General features: G+C 34.0%; 15 protein-coding genes. 6 read left to right on the forward strand and 9 right to left on the reverse strand.

Going from position 1 to position 15,964, the window contains the following annotated elements:
* The first annotated feature begins 2 nt into the window (after nt 1-2).
* The 4 genes from AAC069_RS07970 (at nt 3) to AAC069_RS07985 (ending at nt 6,724) form a co-directional block, all read left to right on the forward strand.
* Nucleotides 3-716 carry a prolyl oligopeptidase family serine peptidase gene (locus AAC069_RS07970; protein WP_339919947.1) on the forward strand — a complete coding sequence of 238 codons (714 nt, stop codon included), beginning with the start codon at nt 3-5 and terminating at the stop codon, nt 714-716.
* Complete coding sequence (gene bglX / locus AAC069_RS07975) at nt 709-3,009, forward strand: beta-glucosidase BglX (RefSeq protein WP_339919948.1); 2,301 nt, start codon at nt 709-711, stop codon at nt 3,007-3,009. The genes AAC069_RS07970 and bglX overlap by 8 nt, the downstream gene beginning before the upstream one ends.
* Nucleotides 3,010-3,159: 150 nt before the next feature.
* The gene (locus tag AAC069_RS07980) at nt 3,160-5,259 is read left to right on the forward strand and encodes a glycoside hydrolase family 97 protein (RefSeq protein ID WP_339919949.1); all 2,100 of its coding nucleotides are present in this window, start codon (nt 3,160-3,162) and stop codon (nt 5,257-5,259) included.
* An 85-nt stretch (nt 5,260-5,344) separates the two neighbouring features.
* Entirely contained in the window at nt 5,345-6,724 is a 1,380-nt protein-coding gene (locus AAC069_RS07985; protein WP_339919950.1) for a M28 family peptidase, read from the forward strand.
* Nucleotides 6,725-6,860: 136 nt separating this feature from the next.
* On the opposite strand, the gene AAC069_RS07990 is transcribed toward AAC069_RS07985, so the two are convergent.
* The 4 genes from AAC069_RS07990 to AAC069_RS08005 all read right to left on the reverse strand — a co-directional run bounded on the left by AAC069_RS07990 (nt 6,861) and on the right by AAC069_RS08005 (nt 10,884).
* Nucleotides 6,861-7,958, reverse strand: coding sequence for an AI-2E family transporter (locus AAC069_RS07990; protein ID WP_339919951.1), 1,098 nt, complete (start codon nt 7,956-7,958; stop codon nt 6,861-6,863).
* A gap of 93 nt (nt 7,959-8,051) precedes the next feature.
* Nucleotides 8,052-9,161 (reverse strand): PAS domain-containing sensor histidine kinase, encoded by a 1,110-nt coding sequence (locus tag AAC069_RS07995; protein WP_339919952.1) that lies wholly within the window; start codon nt 9,159-9,161, stop codon nt 8,052-8,054.
* A gap of 285 nt (nt 9,162-9,446) precedes the next feature.
* A complete protein-coding gene (kdsA, locus tag AAC069_RS08000; RefSeq protein ID WP_339919953.1) occupies nt 9,447-10,265 on the reverse strand; it encodes a 3-deoxy-8-phosphooctulonate synthase in 819 nt (272 codons plus the stop codon).
* A 166-nt stretch (nt 10,266-10,431) separates the two neighbouring features.
* On the reverse strand, nt 10,432-10,884 hold the full coding sequence (locus AAC069_RS08005) for a 2-dehydro-3-deoxyphosphooctonate aldolase (RefSeq protein ID WP_339919954.1): 453 nt from the start codon (nt 10,882-10,884) through the stop codon (nt 10,432-10,434).
* A 177-nt stretch (nt 10,885-11,061) separates the two neighbouring features.
* On the opposite strand from AAC069_RS08005, the gene AAC069_RS08010 reads away from it, so the two are divergent.
* A complete protein-coding gene (locus AAC069_RS08010) occupies nt 11,062-11,619 on the forward strand; it encodes a YeeE/YedE thiosulfate transporter family protein (RefSeq protein ID WP_339919955.1) in 558 nt (185 codons plus the stop codon).
* 3 nt (nt 11,620-11,622) lie between these two features.
* The gene (locus AAC069_RS08015) at nt 11,623-12,036 is read left to right on the forward strand and encodes a DUF6691 family protein (RefSeq protein WP_339919956.1); all 414 of its coding nucleotides are present in this window, start codon (nt 11,623-11,625) and stop codon (nt 12,034-12,036) included.
* Between the two features lie 36 nt (nt 12,037-12,072).
* Here AAC069_RS08015 and AAC069_RS08020 read toward each other — a convergent pair whose 3' ends face one another.
* The 5 genes from AAC069_RS08020 to prmA all read right to left on the reverse strand — a co-directional run bounded on the left by AAC069_RS08020 (nt 12,073) and on the right by prmA (nt 15,920).
* Nucleotides 12,073-12,759 (reverse strand): lysoplasmalogenase, encoded by a 687-nt coding sequence (locus AAC069_RS08020; RefSeq protein ID WP_339919957.1) that lies wholly within the window; start codon nt 12,757-12,759, stop codon nt 12,073-12,075.
* A 9-nt stretch (nt 12,760-12,768) separates the two neighbouring features.
* A complete protein-coding gene (locus AAC069_RS08025) occupies nt 12,769-14,040 on the reverse strand; it encodes a sterol desaturase family protein (RefSeq protein WP_339919958.1) in 1,272 nt (423 codons plus the stop codon).
* Between the two features lie 102 nt (nt 14,041-14,142).
* The gene (locus AAC069_RS08030; RefSeq protein WP_339919959.1) at nt 14,143-14,418 is read right to left on the reverse strand and encodes an ATP-dependent Clp protease adaptor ClpS; all 276 of its coding nucleotides are present in this window, start codon (nt 14,416-14,418) and stop codon (nt 14,143-14,145) included.
* 40 nt (nt 14,419-14,458) lie between these two features.
* On the reverse strand, nt 14,459-15,070 hold the full coding sequence (locus tag AAC069_RS08035; RefSeq protein ID WP_339919960.1) for a class I SAM-dependent methyltransferase: 612 nt from the start codon (nt 15,068-15,070) through the stop codon (nt 14,459-14,461).
* Nucleotides 15,071-15,086: 16 nt separating this feature from the next.
* A complete protein-coding gene (prmA, locus tag AAC069_RS08040; protein ID WP_339919961.1) occupies nt 15,087-15,920 on the reverse strand; it encodes a 50S ribosomal protein L11 methyltransferase in 834 nt (277 codons plus the stop codon).
* Nucleotides 15,921-15,964: the final 44 nt, after the last annotated feature.

Genomic DNA, 15,964 nt, shown 5'->3' on the forward strand with positions numbered 1-15,964 from the left:
AAATGAATAAATATTTATTTTTAGCAATAACGTTTTTAACCACATTGTTTTCATTTGCTCAAACTGATGTTACAGGAAAAATAAAAACGGAAATCGTTACAACCCACGAACTAAATTATGCATTGCATGTACCTAAAAGTAGTAAAGAAAAGAAACCATTACTGATTTTTCTTCATGGTTCTGGTGAAAAAGGGACTGATATAGAGAAAGTAAAAGTACATGGTCCTTTTAAATATTTAAAGTCAAATTCCTTAGACGCTTATGTTTTAGCTCCACAATGTCCAGAAAATGAATATTGGGATTCTGAAGTATTGTACCAATTGATTTTAAAAATCCAAAAAGAGAATAATATTGATTCCAATAGAATTTATCTAACTGGATTAAGCATGGGAGGCTGGGGAGCATGGAATTTAGCTTTTGCACATCCAGAAATGTTTGCTGCTTTAGTACCTATTGCAGGATTTGTAGATCGTGTTCCAATGATCGAAAATTGTAAAATAGCATCGCTTCCCATTAGAATTTTTCATGGCTTAGTAGATGATGTTGTAGATGTTAATTATTCGATTGCTATTTACAAAAAGCTTAAACCTTGCAATAGTAATATTGAACTGACCATTTTTGACAATGCAAATCATGATAGTTGGACGCGAGTATACGATAACAAAGAAATTTACGATTGGATGTTCCATCAAACAAAAAAACAAAAAAATGAATAATAAATTAATTATAGCGTTTTTATGCTTTTCTCTATTTGGCTACAGCCAAAAAAAAGCGTCAAAGAAAGCAGTTGCAATTAAAGCAAAATCAGAGTTTGTTGCCGATTTAATGGCACGAATGACATTGGATGAAAAAATTGGACAATTAAATTTACCTACATCTGGAGATATCACCACAGGAGCTGCTAACAGTTCTAATGTGGCTAAAAATATCGAAGAAGGTAAAGTAGGCGGTTTGTTTAATATTAAGTCGGCTGAGAAGATTAGAGAAGTACAGAAGATTGCCGTTGAAAAAAGCCGATTAAAAATTCCATTGCTTTTTGGTATGGATGTAATTCACGGTTATGAAACTACATTTCCTATTCCGCTTGGATTATCTTGTACTTGGGATATGAAATTAATTGAGCGCAGTGCACAAATTGCAGCTCAAGAAGCCAGTGCTGACGGAATCAACTGGACATTTTCTCCTATGGTTGATATCTCTCGTGACCCACGTTGGGGAAGAATTTCTGAAGGTTCAGGTGAAGATGCTTTTTTAGGAAGTCAGATAGCCAAAGCAATGGTCAACGGCTACCAACAAGATGATTTATCTAAAAATAATTCCATACTGTCATGTGTTAAACATTTTGCATTGTATGGAGCATCAGAAGCAGGTCGCGATTACAATACTGTGGATATGAGTAGAATAAAAATGTACAATGATTATTTCCCTCCTTATAAAGCAGCTGTTGATGCAGGTGCTGGTTCTGTAATGGCTTCGTTCAACGAAGTTGATGGAATTCCCGCAACTGGAAACAAATGGTTAATGACAGAGGTCTTAAGAAACCAATGGGGCTTTAAAGGCTTTGTGGTAACAGATTATACAGGAATTCCTGAAATGATGGCGCACGGAATGGGCGATTTACAAACGGTATCTGCTTTGGCATTAAATGCTGGAATTGAAATGGATATGGTAGGAGAAGGTTTCTTGACCACCTTGAAGAAATCTTTGGCAGAAAATAAGGTGACTGTAGAACAAATCGATAATGCGGTTCGTCTTATTTTGAATGCCAAATATGACTTAGGTTTATTCCAAGATCCGTATAAATATTGTGATGTAAAAAGAGCCAAAAGTGAAATTTTTACTAGCTCAAATCGTTTAGAAGCGAGAGAAATCGCATCACAATCTTTAGTGTTGCTTAAAAACGAAAAGCAATTTTTACCTTTAAAAAAATCAGGAACAATTGCAGTTATCGGACCATTGGCTGATGCCAAAGAAAATATGGCGGGAACTTGGAGTGTTGCAACAAACATGGATAAATCTATTTCGCTAATTGCAGGAATAAAGGAGGTAGCAGGAAGTGGGGCTAATGTGCTTTACGCCAAAGGAAGTAACCTGGATTATGATGCCGCTTTTGAAGAAAAAGCGACTATGTTCGGGAAAACATTGCATCGTGATACTAGGACTTCAGCGGACTTATTAGCTGAAGCCTTAAAAATTGCGAATCAATCAGATGTAATTTTAGCAGCACTTGGAGAATCTGCAGAGATGAGTGGGGAAAGCAGCAGCAGAACCAATCTGGAAATACCTCAAGCACAAAAAGATTTATTGCAAGCATTATTAAAAACGGGAAAACCAGTAGTATTGGTTTTATTTACTGGGCGTCCTTTAGTTTTAGTTGAGGAAAACGAAACAGTACCAGCAATTTTGAATACTTGGTTTGCAGGTAGCGAAGCTGGAAGTGCAATAGCCGATGTTATATTTGGTAATGAAAACCCTTCGGGAAAATTGACGACTACTTTTCCAAGAAGTGTAGGGCAAGTACCTATTTATTACAGTCATAAAAATACAGGAAGACCACTTGGTAACCAAGAAGGAAAATTTGAAAAATTTAAGTCTAACTACATAGATGAGAGAAATGAACCTTTATATCCTTTTGGTTTTGGATTGAGTTACACTACGTTTGACTATTCAAATTTAAAAATCTCATCTGATAAGATGAGCTTCAGTGGAAAAGTAAATGTAAGCGTTGACGTAACGAATACAGGAACTTTTGACGGAAAAGAAGTCGTTCAACTGTATATAAGAGACTTAGTAGGATCGGTAACTAGACCTTTAAAAGAGTTAAAAGGATTTCAGAAAATTGCGCTAAAAAAAGGAGAGAAAAAGACAGTGACTTTTGAGATTTCTATTGAAGAGTTGAAGTTTTATAATTCTGATTTGCAATTTGTTGCTGAGGCTGGACAATTTGAAGTTTACATAGGAGGAAGTTCTAATACAGATAATAAAGTTGGTTTTGAGTTGAATAAATAGTTTGGTTTTTATTTTAACTTGGTTTGCCCTTCGGTAGGGTTCTTATCGAAGGGTTTTTTTAATGTAACACCTAATTACGGGAAGGCTTAAAAGGATATTAAATATGGTTTTAGTATTTTAGCTGTACTAAAAACAAAAAACAATAAAAACATGAAACATTTTTTATCAGCTATACTGTTTTTTGCCTTGAGCATGCTTCAAGCGCAAAGTGTAGCCTCTCCTTCAAAAAATATTATTTTAGACTTTAATCTTAAAGCAAATGGCCAACCTACCTATGCCGTAAATTATAAAAACAAAGCTGTTGTATTAGAAAGTGCAATGGGAATTAAATTAAAAGAAAAGCCTACTCTAGACGCTAGATTTAAGATAGAAGGAACTGAAATTACTAGTTTTAATGAGACTTGGAAACCAGTCTTAGGAGAGCAATCTTCTATTGTTAATCATTATAACGAATTAAAGGTTTCACTTATTCAAAATGAAACAAACGTAAAAATGAATATCATTTTTAGAGTTTTTGATGAAGGTGTTGCTTTTAGATATGATTTCCCAAAACAATCAGAACTTAATTACTTTATTATTTCTGACGAAGTAACGCAGTTTAACTTAACTGACAATTATAAAACATTCTGGATCCCTGGTGATTTTGACAGTAATGAATATGAGTATAATGAGACAAAGCTGTCAGAAATAGACAATTCTAAAATAGACATGAATAATGGGATAGGAGTGAAATCAATTCCAGGAAAATACATCGTTCAGTCGCCATTAATGATGAAATCTGCTGCAGGATTATACGTTAATATTTTTGAAGCAGCAGTGGTGAACTATCCTGTAATGCATTTGAATGTTGATGTAAAAAACTATAAATTAAATGCACAGTTAGTTCCCAATGCAATTGGCGATAAAGTCTACCTACAAACTCCTTGTGTATCGCCTTGGAGAACTATTATGATTAGTGATGACGCGAGGGATATCGTAGGTTCTAAAATGATTTTAAACTTGAATGAACCGTCCAAAATTGAAGATACTTCATGGATTAAACCAATGAAATATGTAGGAATCTGGTGGGAAATGCACGTTGGGAAATCAACTTGGGATTTTGCAGGTTCGCAAAATGCACAAAATTCATTGACACAAGAGTTAATACCTTCAGGAAAACATGGAGCAACTACCGAAAACACAAAGAGATATATTGATTTTGCTGCCAAAAACGGTTTTGACGGAGTTTTAGTTGAAGGTTGGAACGTAGGATGGGAAGACTGGTTTGGAAATTGGAAAGAAGAAGTTTTTGATTTTACAACTCCTTATCCTGATTTTGATATCACAGCTATTTCGGCTTATGCCAAATCTAAAAACGTAAAAATGATTATGCATCACGAGACCTCGGGCTCTGTTGCTAATTATGAAAGACATTTAGATCGTGCAATGGACGTAATGAAAAAGTATGATTATCCAGCTGTAAAAACGGGTTATGTGGGGAAAATAATTCCGCGTGGTGAGTTTCATGACGGACAAACAATGGTTAATCATTTTAACTTTGTTGCCAGACGAATGGCTGATAATAAATTGATGTTGAATTCGCACGAGTCTTCAAGACCTACAGGTTATGGAAGGACATATCCTAATTACATTGCTGCCGAAGCTGCTCGTGGAAATGAATTCAACGCTTGGAGTAAAGGTAATCCTCCAATGCACGAAACTATTTTACCTTTTACAAGACAATTAGGAGGGCCCATGGATTATACGCCAGGAATCTTTGAGATCAAAATGAGCTATTATGATAAAAGCAAAACGGAGCAGGTTCATACAACATTAGCAAAACAATTAGCTTTGTACGTTACGATGTACTCTCCATTACAAATGGCAGCTGATTTACCTGAAAACTATGAGAAATACATGGATGCTTTTCAGTTCATCAAAGATGTGGCTGTAGACTGGGATGAAAGTGTCTATCTTGAAGCTGAGCCTGGAGATTATTTAACCGTAGCAAGAAAAACCAAAGGAGAAGAGTCTTGGTTCTTAGGAGCTATTACAGATGAGAACGCCAGAAAATCTGAAATTAAATTGGATTTCTTGACTAAAGGACAAAAATACAAAGCAACAATCTATGAAGATGCTAACGATGCCGATTGGCAAAAAAATCCTATCGCTTATAAAATCAAAACGATAGTAGTAACAAACAAATCAAAAGTTAATTTGAATTTGGCACCAGGAGGTGGAACTGCGATAAGTTTTGAACCTATTAAATAATTATTATATCCTGCAACTTTAAATAAAGGTGTGGGATATTTAATTTTTAAAATGTATTTTTGAATACTTACAATTATATATTATTATGATAAAAAAAACGTTATTAACCCTATTATTCATAGGGAGTTCAGCTATATATGCACAAAAAAGTGATGAGCAAACGATGAAGGATATTTACAAGTCAGCATTAACAAATTCTAAATGTTATGCTTGGTTGGATGATTTATCTAATAAAATAGGTTCGCGTTTATCGGGGTCAGCCGGAGCGGAGAAAGCGGTTGTATACACAAAAGCTGAAATGGAAAAGTTAGGTTTTGACCGCGTATTTCTCCAAGAAGTAATGGTGCCAAAATGGGTACGTGGAGAAAAAGAAACTGCGTATATCCTTGATAATAAAAATAAAGTTTCGGTTCCTATTTGTGCTTTAGGTGGATCAATAGCTACAGCCAAAAATGGTTTGACAGCAGAAGTGGTTGAAGTAAAAAGTTTTGAAGAACTAACTGCTTTAGGTAAAGATAAAATTAAAGGCAAAATTGTTTTTTATAACCGCCCTATGGAGAACGAACAAATAGAATCGTTTCATGCGTACTCGGGTGCAGTTGATCAACGATATGCTGGTGCTCAAAAAGCTGCAGAACTTGGAGCTGTTGGAACTATTGTACGTTCTATGAACCTAAGATTAGATGATTTTCCTCATACGGGAGCACAAAGTTACGGTAACCTTCCTAAATCACAATATATTCCTACAGCGGCTATTAGTACTAATGGTGCCGAGTTATTAAGCAAGAGTTTAAAAAACAATCCTAAATTGACTTTCTATTTCAAACAATCTTGTCAGCAATTTGACGATGTACTGTCGTATAATGTTGTTGGGGAATTAAAAGGATCTGAAAATCCAGAAAACATTATGGTTGTAGGCGGACATTTAGATTCTTGGGATCTTGCTGATGGTTCTCATGACGATGGGGCAGGAGTCGTGCAAAGTATGGAAGTGGTGAATATTTTTAAAAACATAGGATATAAACCCAAAAACACAATTAGAGTTGTTCTTTTTATGAATGAAGAGAATGGTTTAAGAGGCGGTAATAAATATGAGGAATTGGCTCAAGCTAATAATGAAAACCACATATTTGCTTTAGAAAGTGATTCGGGTGGATTTAGTCCAAGAGGATTTTCTTTAGAATGCAATGAAGCTAATTTTCAAAAAATAAGCAGTTTTTCAAAATTATTTGAACCCTATTTAATACACAGTTTTGTAGAAGGGCATAGTGGTTCTGATATTGGGCCATTAACCTCTACAAACATCGTTAAAGCAGGTTTAAAGCCAGATTCACAACGCTATTTTGACTATCATCATGCCGCTAATGATAAATTTGATGCTGTTGACAAGAGAGAGCTAGAGCTGGGAGCTGGAACAATGGCTTCATTGATGTACTTAATTGACCAAAACGGAATTTTAAAATAGTTATATTTCTTTGTTTGTACCAAAAGCCACAAGAGTAATTCTTGTGGCTTTATTATTTTAATGAAGGTGTAAATTTTGCAGAAAGAGCCTGTACTTCTAAAATATTTGAAATAGACCTAGAGTAAAGGTGATAGAATTAAGGCTCCGTTTTAATTTCGTCTTCATCTTCACCTTCTCCCAATAGTATCGATAAGGTTTTTAAGCTTTCTGTACGATCAGCAATTAGTTTAGCGATACTTGCGAATGGGATGAATAGAATCATTCCAGCAGCACCCCATAAAATCCCTCCTGCAGTGATCATTATGATAATAACCAAGGTATTAATTTTTAATCTACGCCCAACTGCTAAGGGAAATATTACATATGCTTCCAAAGCTTGGACAATTGAAAAAACCACAATGACACCTACTGGATACCAAATCGAATTAAATGTTATCCAGGAAACAGCAATTGGTAAAAGAGAAGATATCATGATTCCTATGTAAGGAATAAAGGTAAGTATGGAAGCGATAAAACCAAACATAAAAGGATGGGGCACGCCAACAATGAGAAGTCCAATACTATTTAAAAGTCCCACAATGATATAGACTACTAACATTCCTTTGATAAAATTATAGTAGGCACTTATCGTTTCAATCAGAACTTCATGAACTGTTTCCTTTTTGTCGGCTGGAAAAATTTGATACAATACCTTTGCTAATATCCTACGATAATAAAGAATTAGTGCTGAAAAAACAGGGATGATTAAAAGAAAAAACAGGGATTCTGAGAGCGAATATAATGAACTTCGAACCAGTGAAAATGCCTGTGTACCTGAGTTATTAATAGCATTTTTTAAAAAGGCAACTTGTTCTGCTGTACTTATTTCAAATCGTTCAGCAATAAAAACACTGATTTGATTCAAAGCTTCCACAAGCTTTTTACTAAAAAGGCTCCATTCATGGGAGAACTCATTAATTTGAAGAATAAGTAAATATACTATGATCCCAATGAATGAGATGACGATTAAAAGAGAGCTAATAATAGCACCCATTTTGTTGATTCCTTTGCTTTCCATCCATTTACAAACTGGAAAAAGAATAAAACTAATCAGTACTGCAAAACTAAGGGGAATGAAAAGTGTTCTTCCGTAATAAAGTATAAAACAAATCAATACGATGTATTGTAGTATTTCAAGTACTGAAAATTTACCGTTCTTGGTGAGTTGATTTGGTATTTTCGGAATTTCTATCATAAGAGTTTTAAAATTAAACAAATATTAGTTTCTATAGCATCACTATTCCACTTCTGATAATTCAAGGCTAACACTTAATCCCGTATTTTTATTTTAATTCTTAAATGAGATAATAAATTTAGCGCCTTCATTTTTTTTACTTTCGACTACGATATGACCGCCAAGACTAGTAATATGGTTGTAAACTAAATAAAGCCCAATACCTTGGCTGTCAAGATTATTATTAAATTTTTGATGTAGCCCGAAAATTTTATCTTTTACCTTGTCCATATCAAACCCAATTCCATTATCAGAAATAATTAATTGCTTGTTTCCATCGACAATTTTTGAATAAATGGAAATTATTGGTACGCAATCAGTCTTAGAATATTTTATTGCATTTGTAAGTAAATTAAGAAAGATACTTTTCAAATAGCCTCTGTTGAAAATAATAGTTTCAAGTTCTGAAAAATCCACATTAATTATCGCATTTGAATTATTGATAATTGAATTTATGGAAATTAGTATTTCATTTAAGGTAGTATTTAAATTCAATTCTTCGAGATGGGAATTGATCTTATTATTTTGGTCTAAAATTGCGATGTATTCATTCAGCGTCTGTCTTAAACCTTCTGTTGAAGATTTTAGAATCGAAATAAATTCAAGTGTTTCTGCATCTTTAATTGTAGAAAGATCTAAAAGTTCAAAAACGGCAAGCATATTATTAACAGGAGACTTGATATCGTGAGCCGTTGAATAAGTTAGTTGTTTGAATTCGTGATTTATTTTTGTCAGCTCAGCTAAATGTATATTTCGTTCCTCTTCAAGTTCTTTCTTATAGGTGATGTTTTTTGCAATCGCATATACTACTTTATCACTTTCTATTGGTAAGGAAGTCCATAAAAGCCATACAACGGTACCGCTTTTAGTCACGTAACGATTTTCGAAATTAAATAAAGAAATCTGATTTCTAAGCTCATTTCTAGCGGTCGATGTATTGTTACGGTCATCATGATAAACAAATTCATTTATTGGTTTAGACAATAGTTCTTCATTCGAATAGCCAAGTAATTTTGAAACTGCTGGGTTTACTTTTCTCAAATAGCCATCATAGCCCGCTACACAAAGTAAGTCGGGTGACAAATCAAAAAATTTCTCGAAGTTCTCGAAACTATTATAATTATCATTAATAACATCTTCATTTTCGCGGTTCATTTTCTCCATTCTCATAGTAATAACGCCTAGTCGATAGCAAAGGCCAGTTTTAGAATTGAATTACTAAAGTAACCATAAATTATTAGATAGCATACTGACAGAGCTAAAACTATGATAATGAATTATAATTTGCTCTACCATTTCTTTTTAGAATGGAAAAAGGAGATTGTCTCTCAAAGACAATCTCCTTTTTTACTATTTATAACTCCCGAATTTTTAAAATTCAGTAGTACTATTCTTTATTTGAATAAAGAACTACTATGTACTTTACTTACTTTCAGGCAATTTGAAAAATTAAAAGGTATTAACCGTTTGTCTAATAGCCACAAGTTTAGTCATTAAGGCCTCAAAATAATCCAAATGTAACATATTTGCACCATCACTTTTGGCATTAGCCGGATCAAAATGAGTTTCTATGAAAATTCCATCAACGCCTACTGCAATCCCAGCTTTGGCAATTGTTTCAATCATATCTGGTCGTCCTCCCGTTACACCAGCCGTTTGATTAGGCTGTTGTAATGAATGTGTTACATCCAGCACGGTAGTTGCATATTGTTGCATCGTAGGAATTCCTCGGAAATCAACGATCATATCTTGGTAACCAAACATAGTTCCACGATCTGTTACCATTACATTTCCGTTGTTACAATCCAATACCTTTTGTACGGCATGTTTCATACTTTCAGGACTCATAAATTGCCCCTTTTTTAGGTTTACCACTCTTCCTGTATTGGCTGCAGCCACAACTAAATCAGTTTGACGAACCAAAAAAGCAGGAATTTGAAGTATATCTACGTATTGTGCGGCCATATCTGCATCTTCATTCGTGTGAATGTCAGTTACGGTAGGAACCCCAAAAGTTTCCGACACTTTTCTAAGAATTTTCAAAGCTTTTTCATCACCAATTCCTGAAAAACTGTCAATTCTTGAACGATTCGCTTTTTTAAACGAACCCTTAAAAACGTAAGGAATTTGTAATTTGTCAGTGATGCCAATTAATTTTTCAGCAATACGCATCGCCATTTCTTCACCTTCTATGGCGCAAGGCCCAGCCAGTAAAAAAAAGTTGCCGCTATCTGTATGTTTAATTTGAGGAATATCTTGTATGTTCATAATAGTTTTTTGAAAGTGCAAAGATAGTTATGATTTGCAACTTATTTTTAGATTTTATTTCTTTTTTAAGAAGCTATTTCCTGCTATTCGCTTGTATCTTACTGTTTTTAAAGAAAAACCAGTAAGGATATCGCTTCTATCAGGGCTAGGGCAATAGCTGTTATATTTAAAACTTTTTTAAACTAAGGCCCATAGGTACCATTAAGGCTCCCTTTTCATAAATATTTACATAGAGAACAATCGGTTTCTTTTGACCCTTCCATGTTATTTCATAGACATCCAGAAACCCAGCTCCCATTTCGCTTCTTTTCGTTGGAAACGGGCAACAGCTTTCTACTTTTTGGAAAGTGATTTTTTCGCCTTTGGGTCCAGCTAATGCATTTAGAAAACGTTCTTGATTTATAGAGTCGTCGTTAGTACTTCTAAAAAAAATATTTATAGGATAGTCCTTGTTGTAACCATATTTTTCATCCTTGCTATATTCAGTAATTACAAATGTGTTATTCCTTGTGACTTGGGGAATAGGAGCATTGTCATCCACGTTTTGCAAGGTAGATTTCGTGCTTACGCAAGAGACGGAGGTAATGAATAAAAAAATAAAAAATACTGTTTTTTTCATGTTTTATAAATATTGTAGGTTCCATTTGAGGCTTAAATAAGGTATTGATTTTTTTTCTATCATTACCATATAAGATACAAATATAGAGGAAACAGAACTCTTAAAATAATTGTGTCACAAATTGTGATTACTATAAAAGTTAGAATCCCTACTTTTGCAAAAAAATAAATTAAAAAGATGAATATTATTTTTCAAACATGGCCGTGGTATGTATCCGGTTTTTTGATCGGCATGATCATGCTTTCCTTAATATATTTCGGAAAAACATTTGGTATGTCTTCTAATCTACGCTCTTTATGTTCTATGACTGGCTTAGGAAAACGTATTGCTTTTTTTGACTTCGACTGGAAAGCACAACGTTGGAATTTAACCGTGGTTTTAGGTGCCATGATGGGAGGTTTTGTCGCGGTTCAGTTTATGAGTGATCCTTCAAATGTTGCGATAAATCCAAAAACTATTGCTCAGTTGGCACAATTGGGAATTGATGCTCCAAACGGAAAATTAATGCCGGACGCCCTTTTTGGACCTGATATTTTCAGTTCTCCAAAAAGTATTTTGATCTTGTTAATAGGAGGCGTTTTAATCGGTTTTGGAACCCGTTACGCAGGTGGATGTACTTCTGGTCATGCTATTTCTGGTTTGAGCAACTTGCAAATCCCATCATTAAAGGCCGTTATAGGATTCTTTATCGGAGGATTGATTATGGCTTATTTATTATTCCCCTTAATTTTCTAAAATATGAAAGTAATAAAATATTTATTGGTTGGTTTTGTATTCGGAATTGTACTCACAAAATCTGAGGCAGTTTCTTGGTATCGAATCTATGAAATGTTTCAGTTTCAGTCGTTTCATATGTATGGAATCATCATGACTGCAATTGGTACTGGAATCATTGGAATTCAGTTGATAAAAAGAAAAAATCTAAAAGACATTAAAGGTTTAGCAATTGAAATCCAAGATAAAGAGCACGGATCGACAAGATATTGGGTTGGTGGATTATTTTTTGGATTTGGATGGGCGCTTGTGGGGTCTTGCCCTGGTCCGATATTCATATTGCTAGGAGCTGGTTTCTGGAGCGTTGGTATTGTTCTTTTCGGAGCTCTGCTTGGGACTTATTTATATGGAGTTCTGAAAGATAAATTGCCTCATTAATTGCAATAACTTCAAGAAGTAAAAAAATAGCATTCTCTAAAAATTGAGAATGTTATTTTTTTTATTTAATTTTAAAATTCCTGATACAATCAAATACTGCGCTGCTAGATAAGTTATCATAATAAGAAAGGAAGATAATACAACAGGTTCGTAAAACTTATTGAACGCAAGAATACTGTCTGAACTTACAAATATAATTGCACCTACTAAAATATACCAATTTGCTGGTGTTCTCCATATCAGGAAACCCTTAAAAGCAAATAATAGCATTGTTGAGATAACTAGTGCATATAGAAAAACAGGAATAGTTAAATCACCTAGACTTGGCAGTAGTACCGCAATCATGATGATAAGATATGCCATAATTGCAGTGGCGCCTATCCAGAAAATAGCTTTATTTTTGGTGTTCTTAGGTTTTATTTGTTTGTTAAACAATAGAATATAAGTAATATGGGAGAGTAGGAAAGCGATTAAACCCATGATAAAATACATCTCGTCTCTATCTGCAAATAATAGGATGATATCACCCAGCCAAGAAAAACTTAAAGCCGTTAGTAAGTATTTTTTTGAGGTAAAATCACTGTGAAAATAGACCGCCAATATTAGAAATGGAAGAAGAAAAGGTTTAATATACCAGGCAATATCATCGTGACCCAAGAGGATAATGAAAAGATAAATTATGCTTATTACTACGTAACTTTTTAATAATGATGTGTTTTTCATTGTCGATTTTTAAGCATTGAAAAGTGTTGCGCGTTTTGGTTTAAATTCTAAAGCTACAAAATAAATTGACATTGCTAATGAAAGTAGGAGGTAGCCAAAAACTATATAATTTCCCCATGGAAATAGGGAATTAAGTCCAAACCAATCTCCAAAATAATATAGAATCCCCAAACCAAATAGAAAACGAATTGTTTCCCAATAAACAGAGAAACGGCTTTCATCCATTAATTCAGTATAACTGTATACTGTCACAAATATAAACAATCCATAAATAAAAATAACTGGCAATCCTATCATGGCTATGTTACCGAAAAAGAAGCTAACAAGAAGTAAGGTTACTAATGCTTGTGTAATGGACCAATAAATAAGTTTTGAAGAAGCCTCAGTTCCATATTTATCAAAAGAATATACGTTTGTAATCTTGTTTACTGGATATTTTTCTTCGAAGTTTTCTGGACGCCAGCCGGTAGGTTTAAACCAAATTGTAAATATATCTTTCCAGTTCTCGGCACGCCAAGCATCAGAAATTAGTAGGCTTAAATGTTGAAAGTTAATCCGTATTGGATTCCAGGTTTGTGCTGGTCTTGTAATACCAAAAACAGGAGGCACAGCTTCTAATTCCTCTTGGAAAGTATTGAATAATTTATCCCAAACAATAAAAATTTGAGAATGGTTCTTGTCGATATATTCGGGATTGATTGCGTGATGGACTCTATGGTGTGAAGGTGTAACAAGAATGTGCTCTAAAAAACCCATTTTTTTGATATGTTTGGTATGATACCAAAATTGCAAAAATAATTGAATAGGAAGTGTTATTACGATCACAGTGGTGGGAACTCCTATGATAGCTGCAGGAATAAGTAAAAAGGTGAACAAATTTACAAAGCTGGAAACGGTTTGCCTTAAAGCACAAGCCAGATTAAACTCCTCGCTGCTATGATGAATAGCATGTTTGTTCCAGAAAAAATTGACCTGATGCGCTATACGATGCGTCCAGTACCCGTAAAAGTCTATTATGACAAAGGCGACTAAGTAAGTAATGATGTTGGGTTCTAAATGAAAAATAGCGATCTTAGAAACCATCCACCCATAGGAAATAAAAGTAATGCTAAGACCCAATACATCTTTTACGGCATTTGTAATTCCAGAACTTATACTGGAAACACTGTCCATCAAAGGAACGTTATCTTCTCCTTTGTAAGTACCGTAAATTTTTTCTAGGACTATCAATACAAAGAAAAGAGGCATTGCAATCAGTAATATTTTACCATATTCTTCCATAAAAACATTCTATTTTTTTTCAAATATATAATAAAATAGAATGTTTTTGGATTATTTGTAAAAAAAAAGGAATTATGATTTTTTTATTTTTCCTAACGCGGTTTAGATGATTTCTGCACTTAATCCTGCCTCCAGTAAGCTGGTGCATTGTGGCTTCAACTTATTAAGCGGTCCCGTTTTTACAGTGCATTTTCCGTTGTAATGTACAATTAAGGAACATTGTTCCGCTTGTTCGGGAGTATGCTCACAAACACGCATTAAGGTGTCGATTACATGGTCGAAAGTGTTAACGTCATCATTATAAACGATGATTTCGTTGTTTTTAGAAGTAACTTCTTTAACACTAACTTTTTCTCTTATTTTTTCTTTTGTACTCATTTTTAAATAATTTAAGGGTTAGATAAAAATATAGTTTGACTTATCGTTTTTTAAAAATACAAAATATAAAATTTTGTATAGTTTCAAAGGGAGTTCTATGATCTTCATTAATGCATTTTAGTTTTTCAAAAGCGACCTGAAATTCTTGTTCCAGTGCCGTTTCTGTATATTGTTTAATATCAAGGCCACTACATTTTGCAGGGCCTTTATCTGAAAAAGTACCGATAATTAAAAAATCCCCAATCCATTTTTGAGTAATTTTAAAATAATTTTTTATCTGATCATCGCTGGTTAAAAAATGAAATGTAGCCCGGTCGTGCCAAATGTCATAAGTGGTATCAGGTTTGAAATCATTGATGTCCGAAACAATCCAATGTACTTTATCTGCTCTTTCTCCTAACCGAATCTTTGCTCTTTCTAAGGCTTTTGCCGAAATATCTAAAACAGTTATGTTCTCATATCCCTCGTCTAATAAGTAATCGACCAGTTTACTGTCACCGCCGCCGATGTCAATTATTTTGGCAGATTTCCCTAATTTGGTTTCTCTAATAAAGTCCAACGAAGTTTTAGGATTTTCCTGAGTCCAACTCACCTCATTAGGCATTTTAGTTTCGTAAACGGTCTCCCAATGATTTTTTCGGTTGGTTTCCATCGTTCTAATTTAGCTACTAATTTACGTATTTTAGTGAAACCCAATTGTTTCTTTCAAATTTTTTAACATAAGTTAATCCTTTTTCTGTGCACGAAGCATCAATAGAAGGGATATCTTGTTCATAAAAGCCGCTTAAAAGAAGAGTTCCTTTTGGGCTTAAACAGTCTACGTAGCTTTGCATATCGTTCAACAAAATGTTTCTGTTGATGTTGGCAATAATTAAGTCATATTTTTTGCCTTTCAATAAAGAAGCATCCCCTTCATAAACTGTGATGTGTTCACAATTATTGCGTTCTGCATTTTCTATTGAATTTAAATAACACCAATTGTCAATATCAATAGCATCAATTGGTTGAGCGCCTTTCATTTCAGCAAGAATAGCTAAAATAGCTGTACCGCAACCCATATCTAATGTTTTCATTCCTGTAACTTCAGTTTCTAACAAGTGCTGAATCATCATATGTGTTGTCTCGTGATGACCCGTTCCAAAACTCATTTTAGGCTCAATTAGAATATCAAATTCAGCATCTGTTTTTGGGTGAAAAGGAGCACGTACATGACAATTTCCTTCTACATCAATTGCCTCAAAGTTTTTCTCCCACTCTTCATTCCAGTTTACCTGATCAATTTCTTCGAATGTATATTCGATTTTAAATTCTTCAGATTGTAATATTTGGATGTTCTCCAAGACTGTTTCGTCCCATAAGTTCTTTTGAACAAAAGCAGAAATTCCAGTCTCTGTTTCAGTAAAACTTTCAAAAGCAGTTTCTCCTAGTTCAGCGATTAATATTTCTGAACCTAATTCTTTTGGTTCAACCGTAAAATGGTAACCGATATATATGTTTGACATGTTTATTTTTTTTGCAAAGGTACTATTTCCTTTTTATCGAATAT

The organism is uncultured Flavobacterium sp. (assembly GCF_963974175.1).
Taxonomy (GTDB): domain Bacteria; phylum Bacteroidota; class Bacteroidia; order Flavobacteriales; family Flavobacteriaceae; genus Flavobacterium.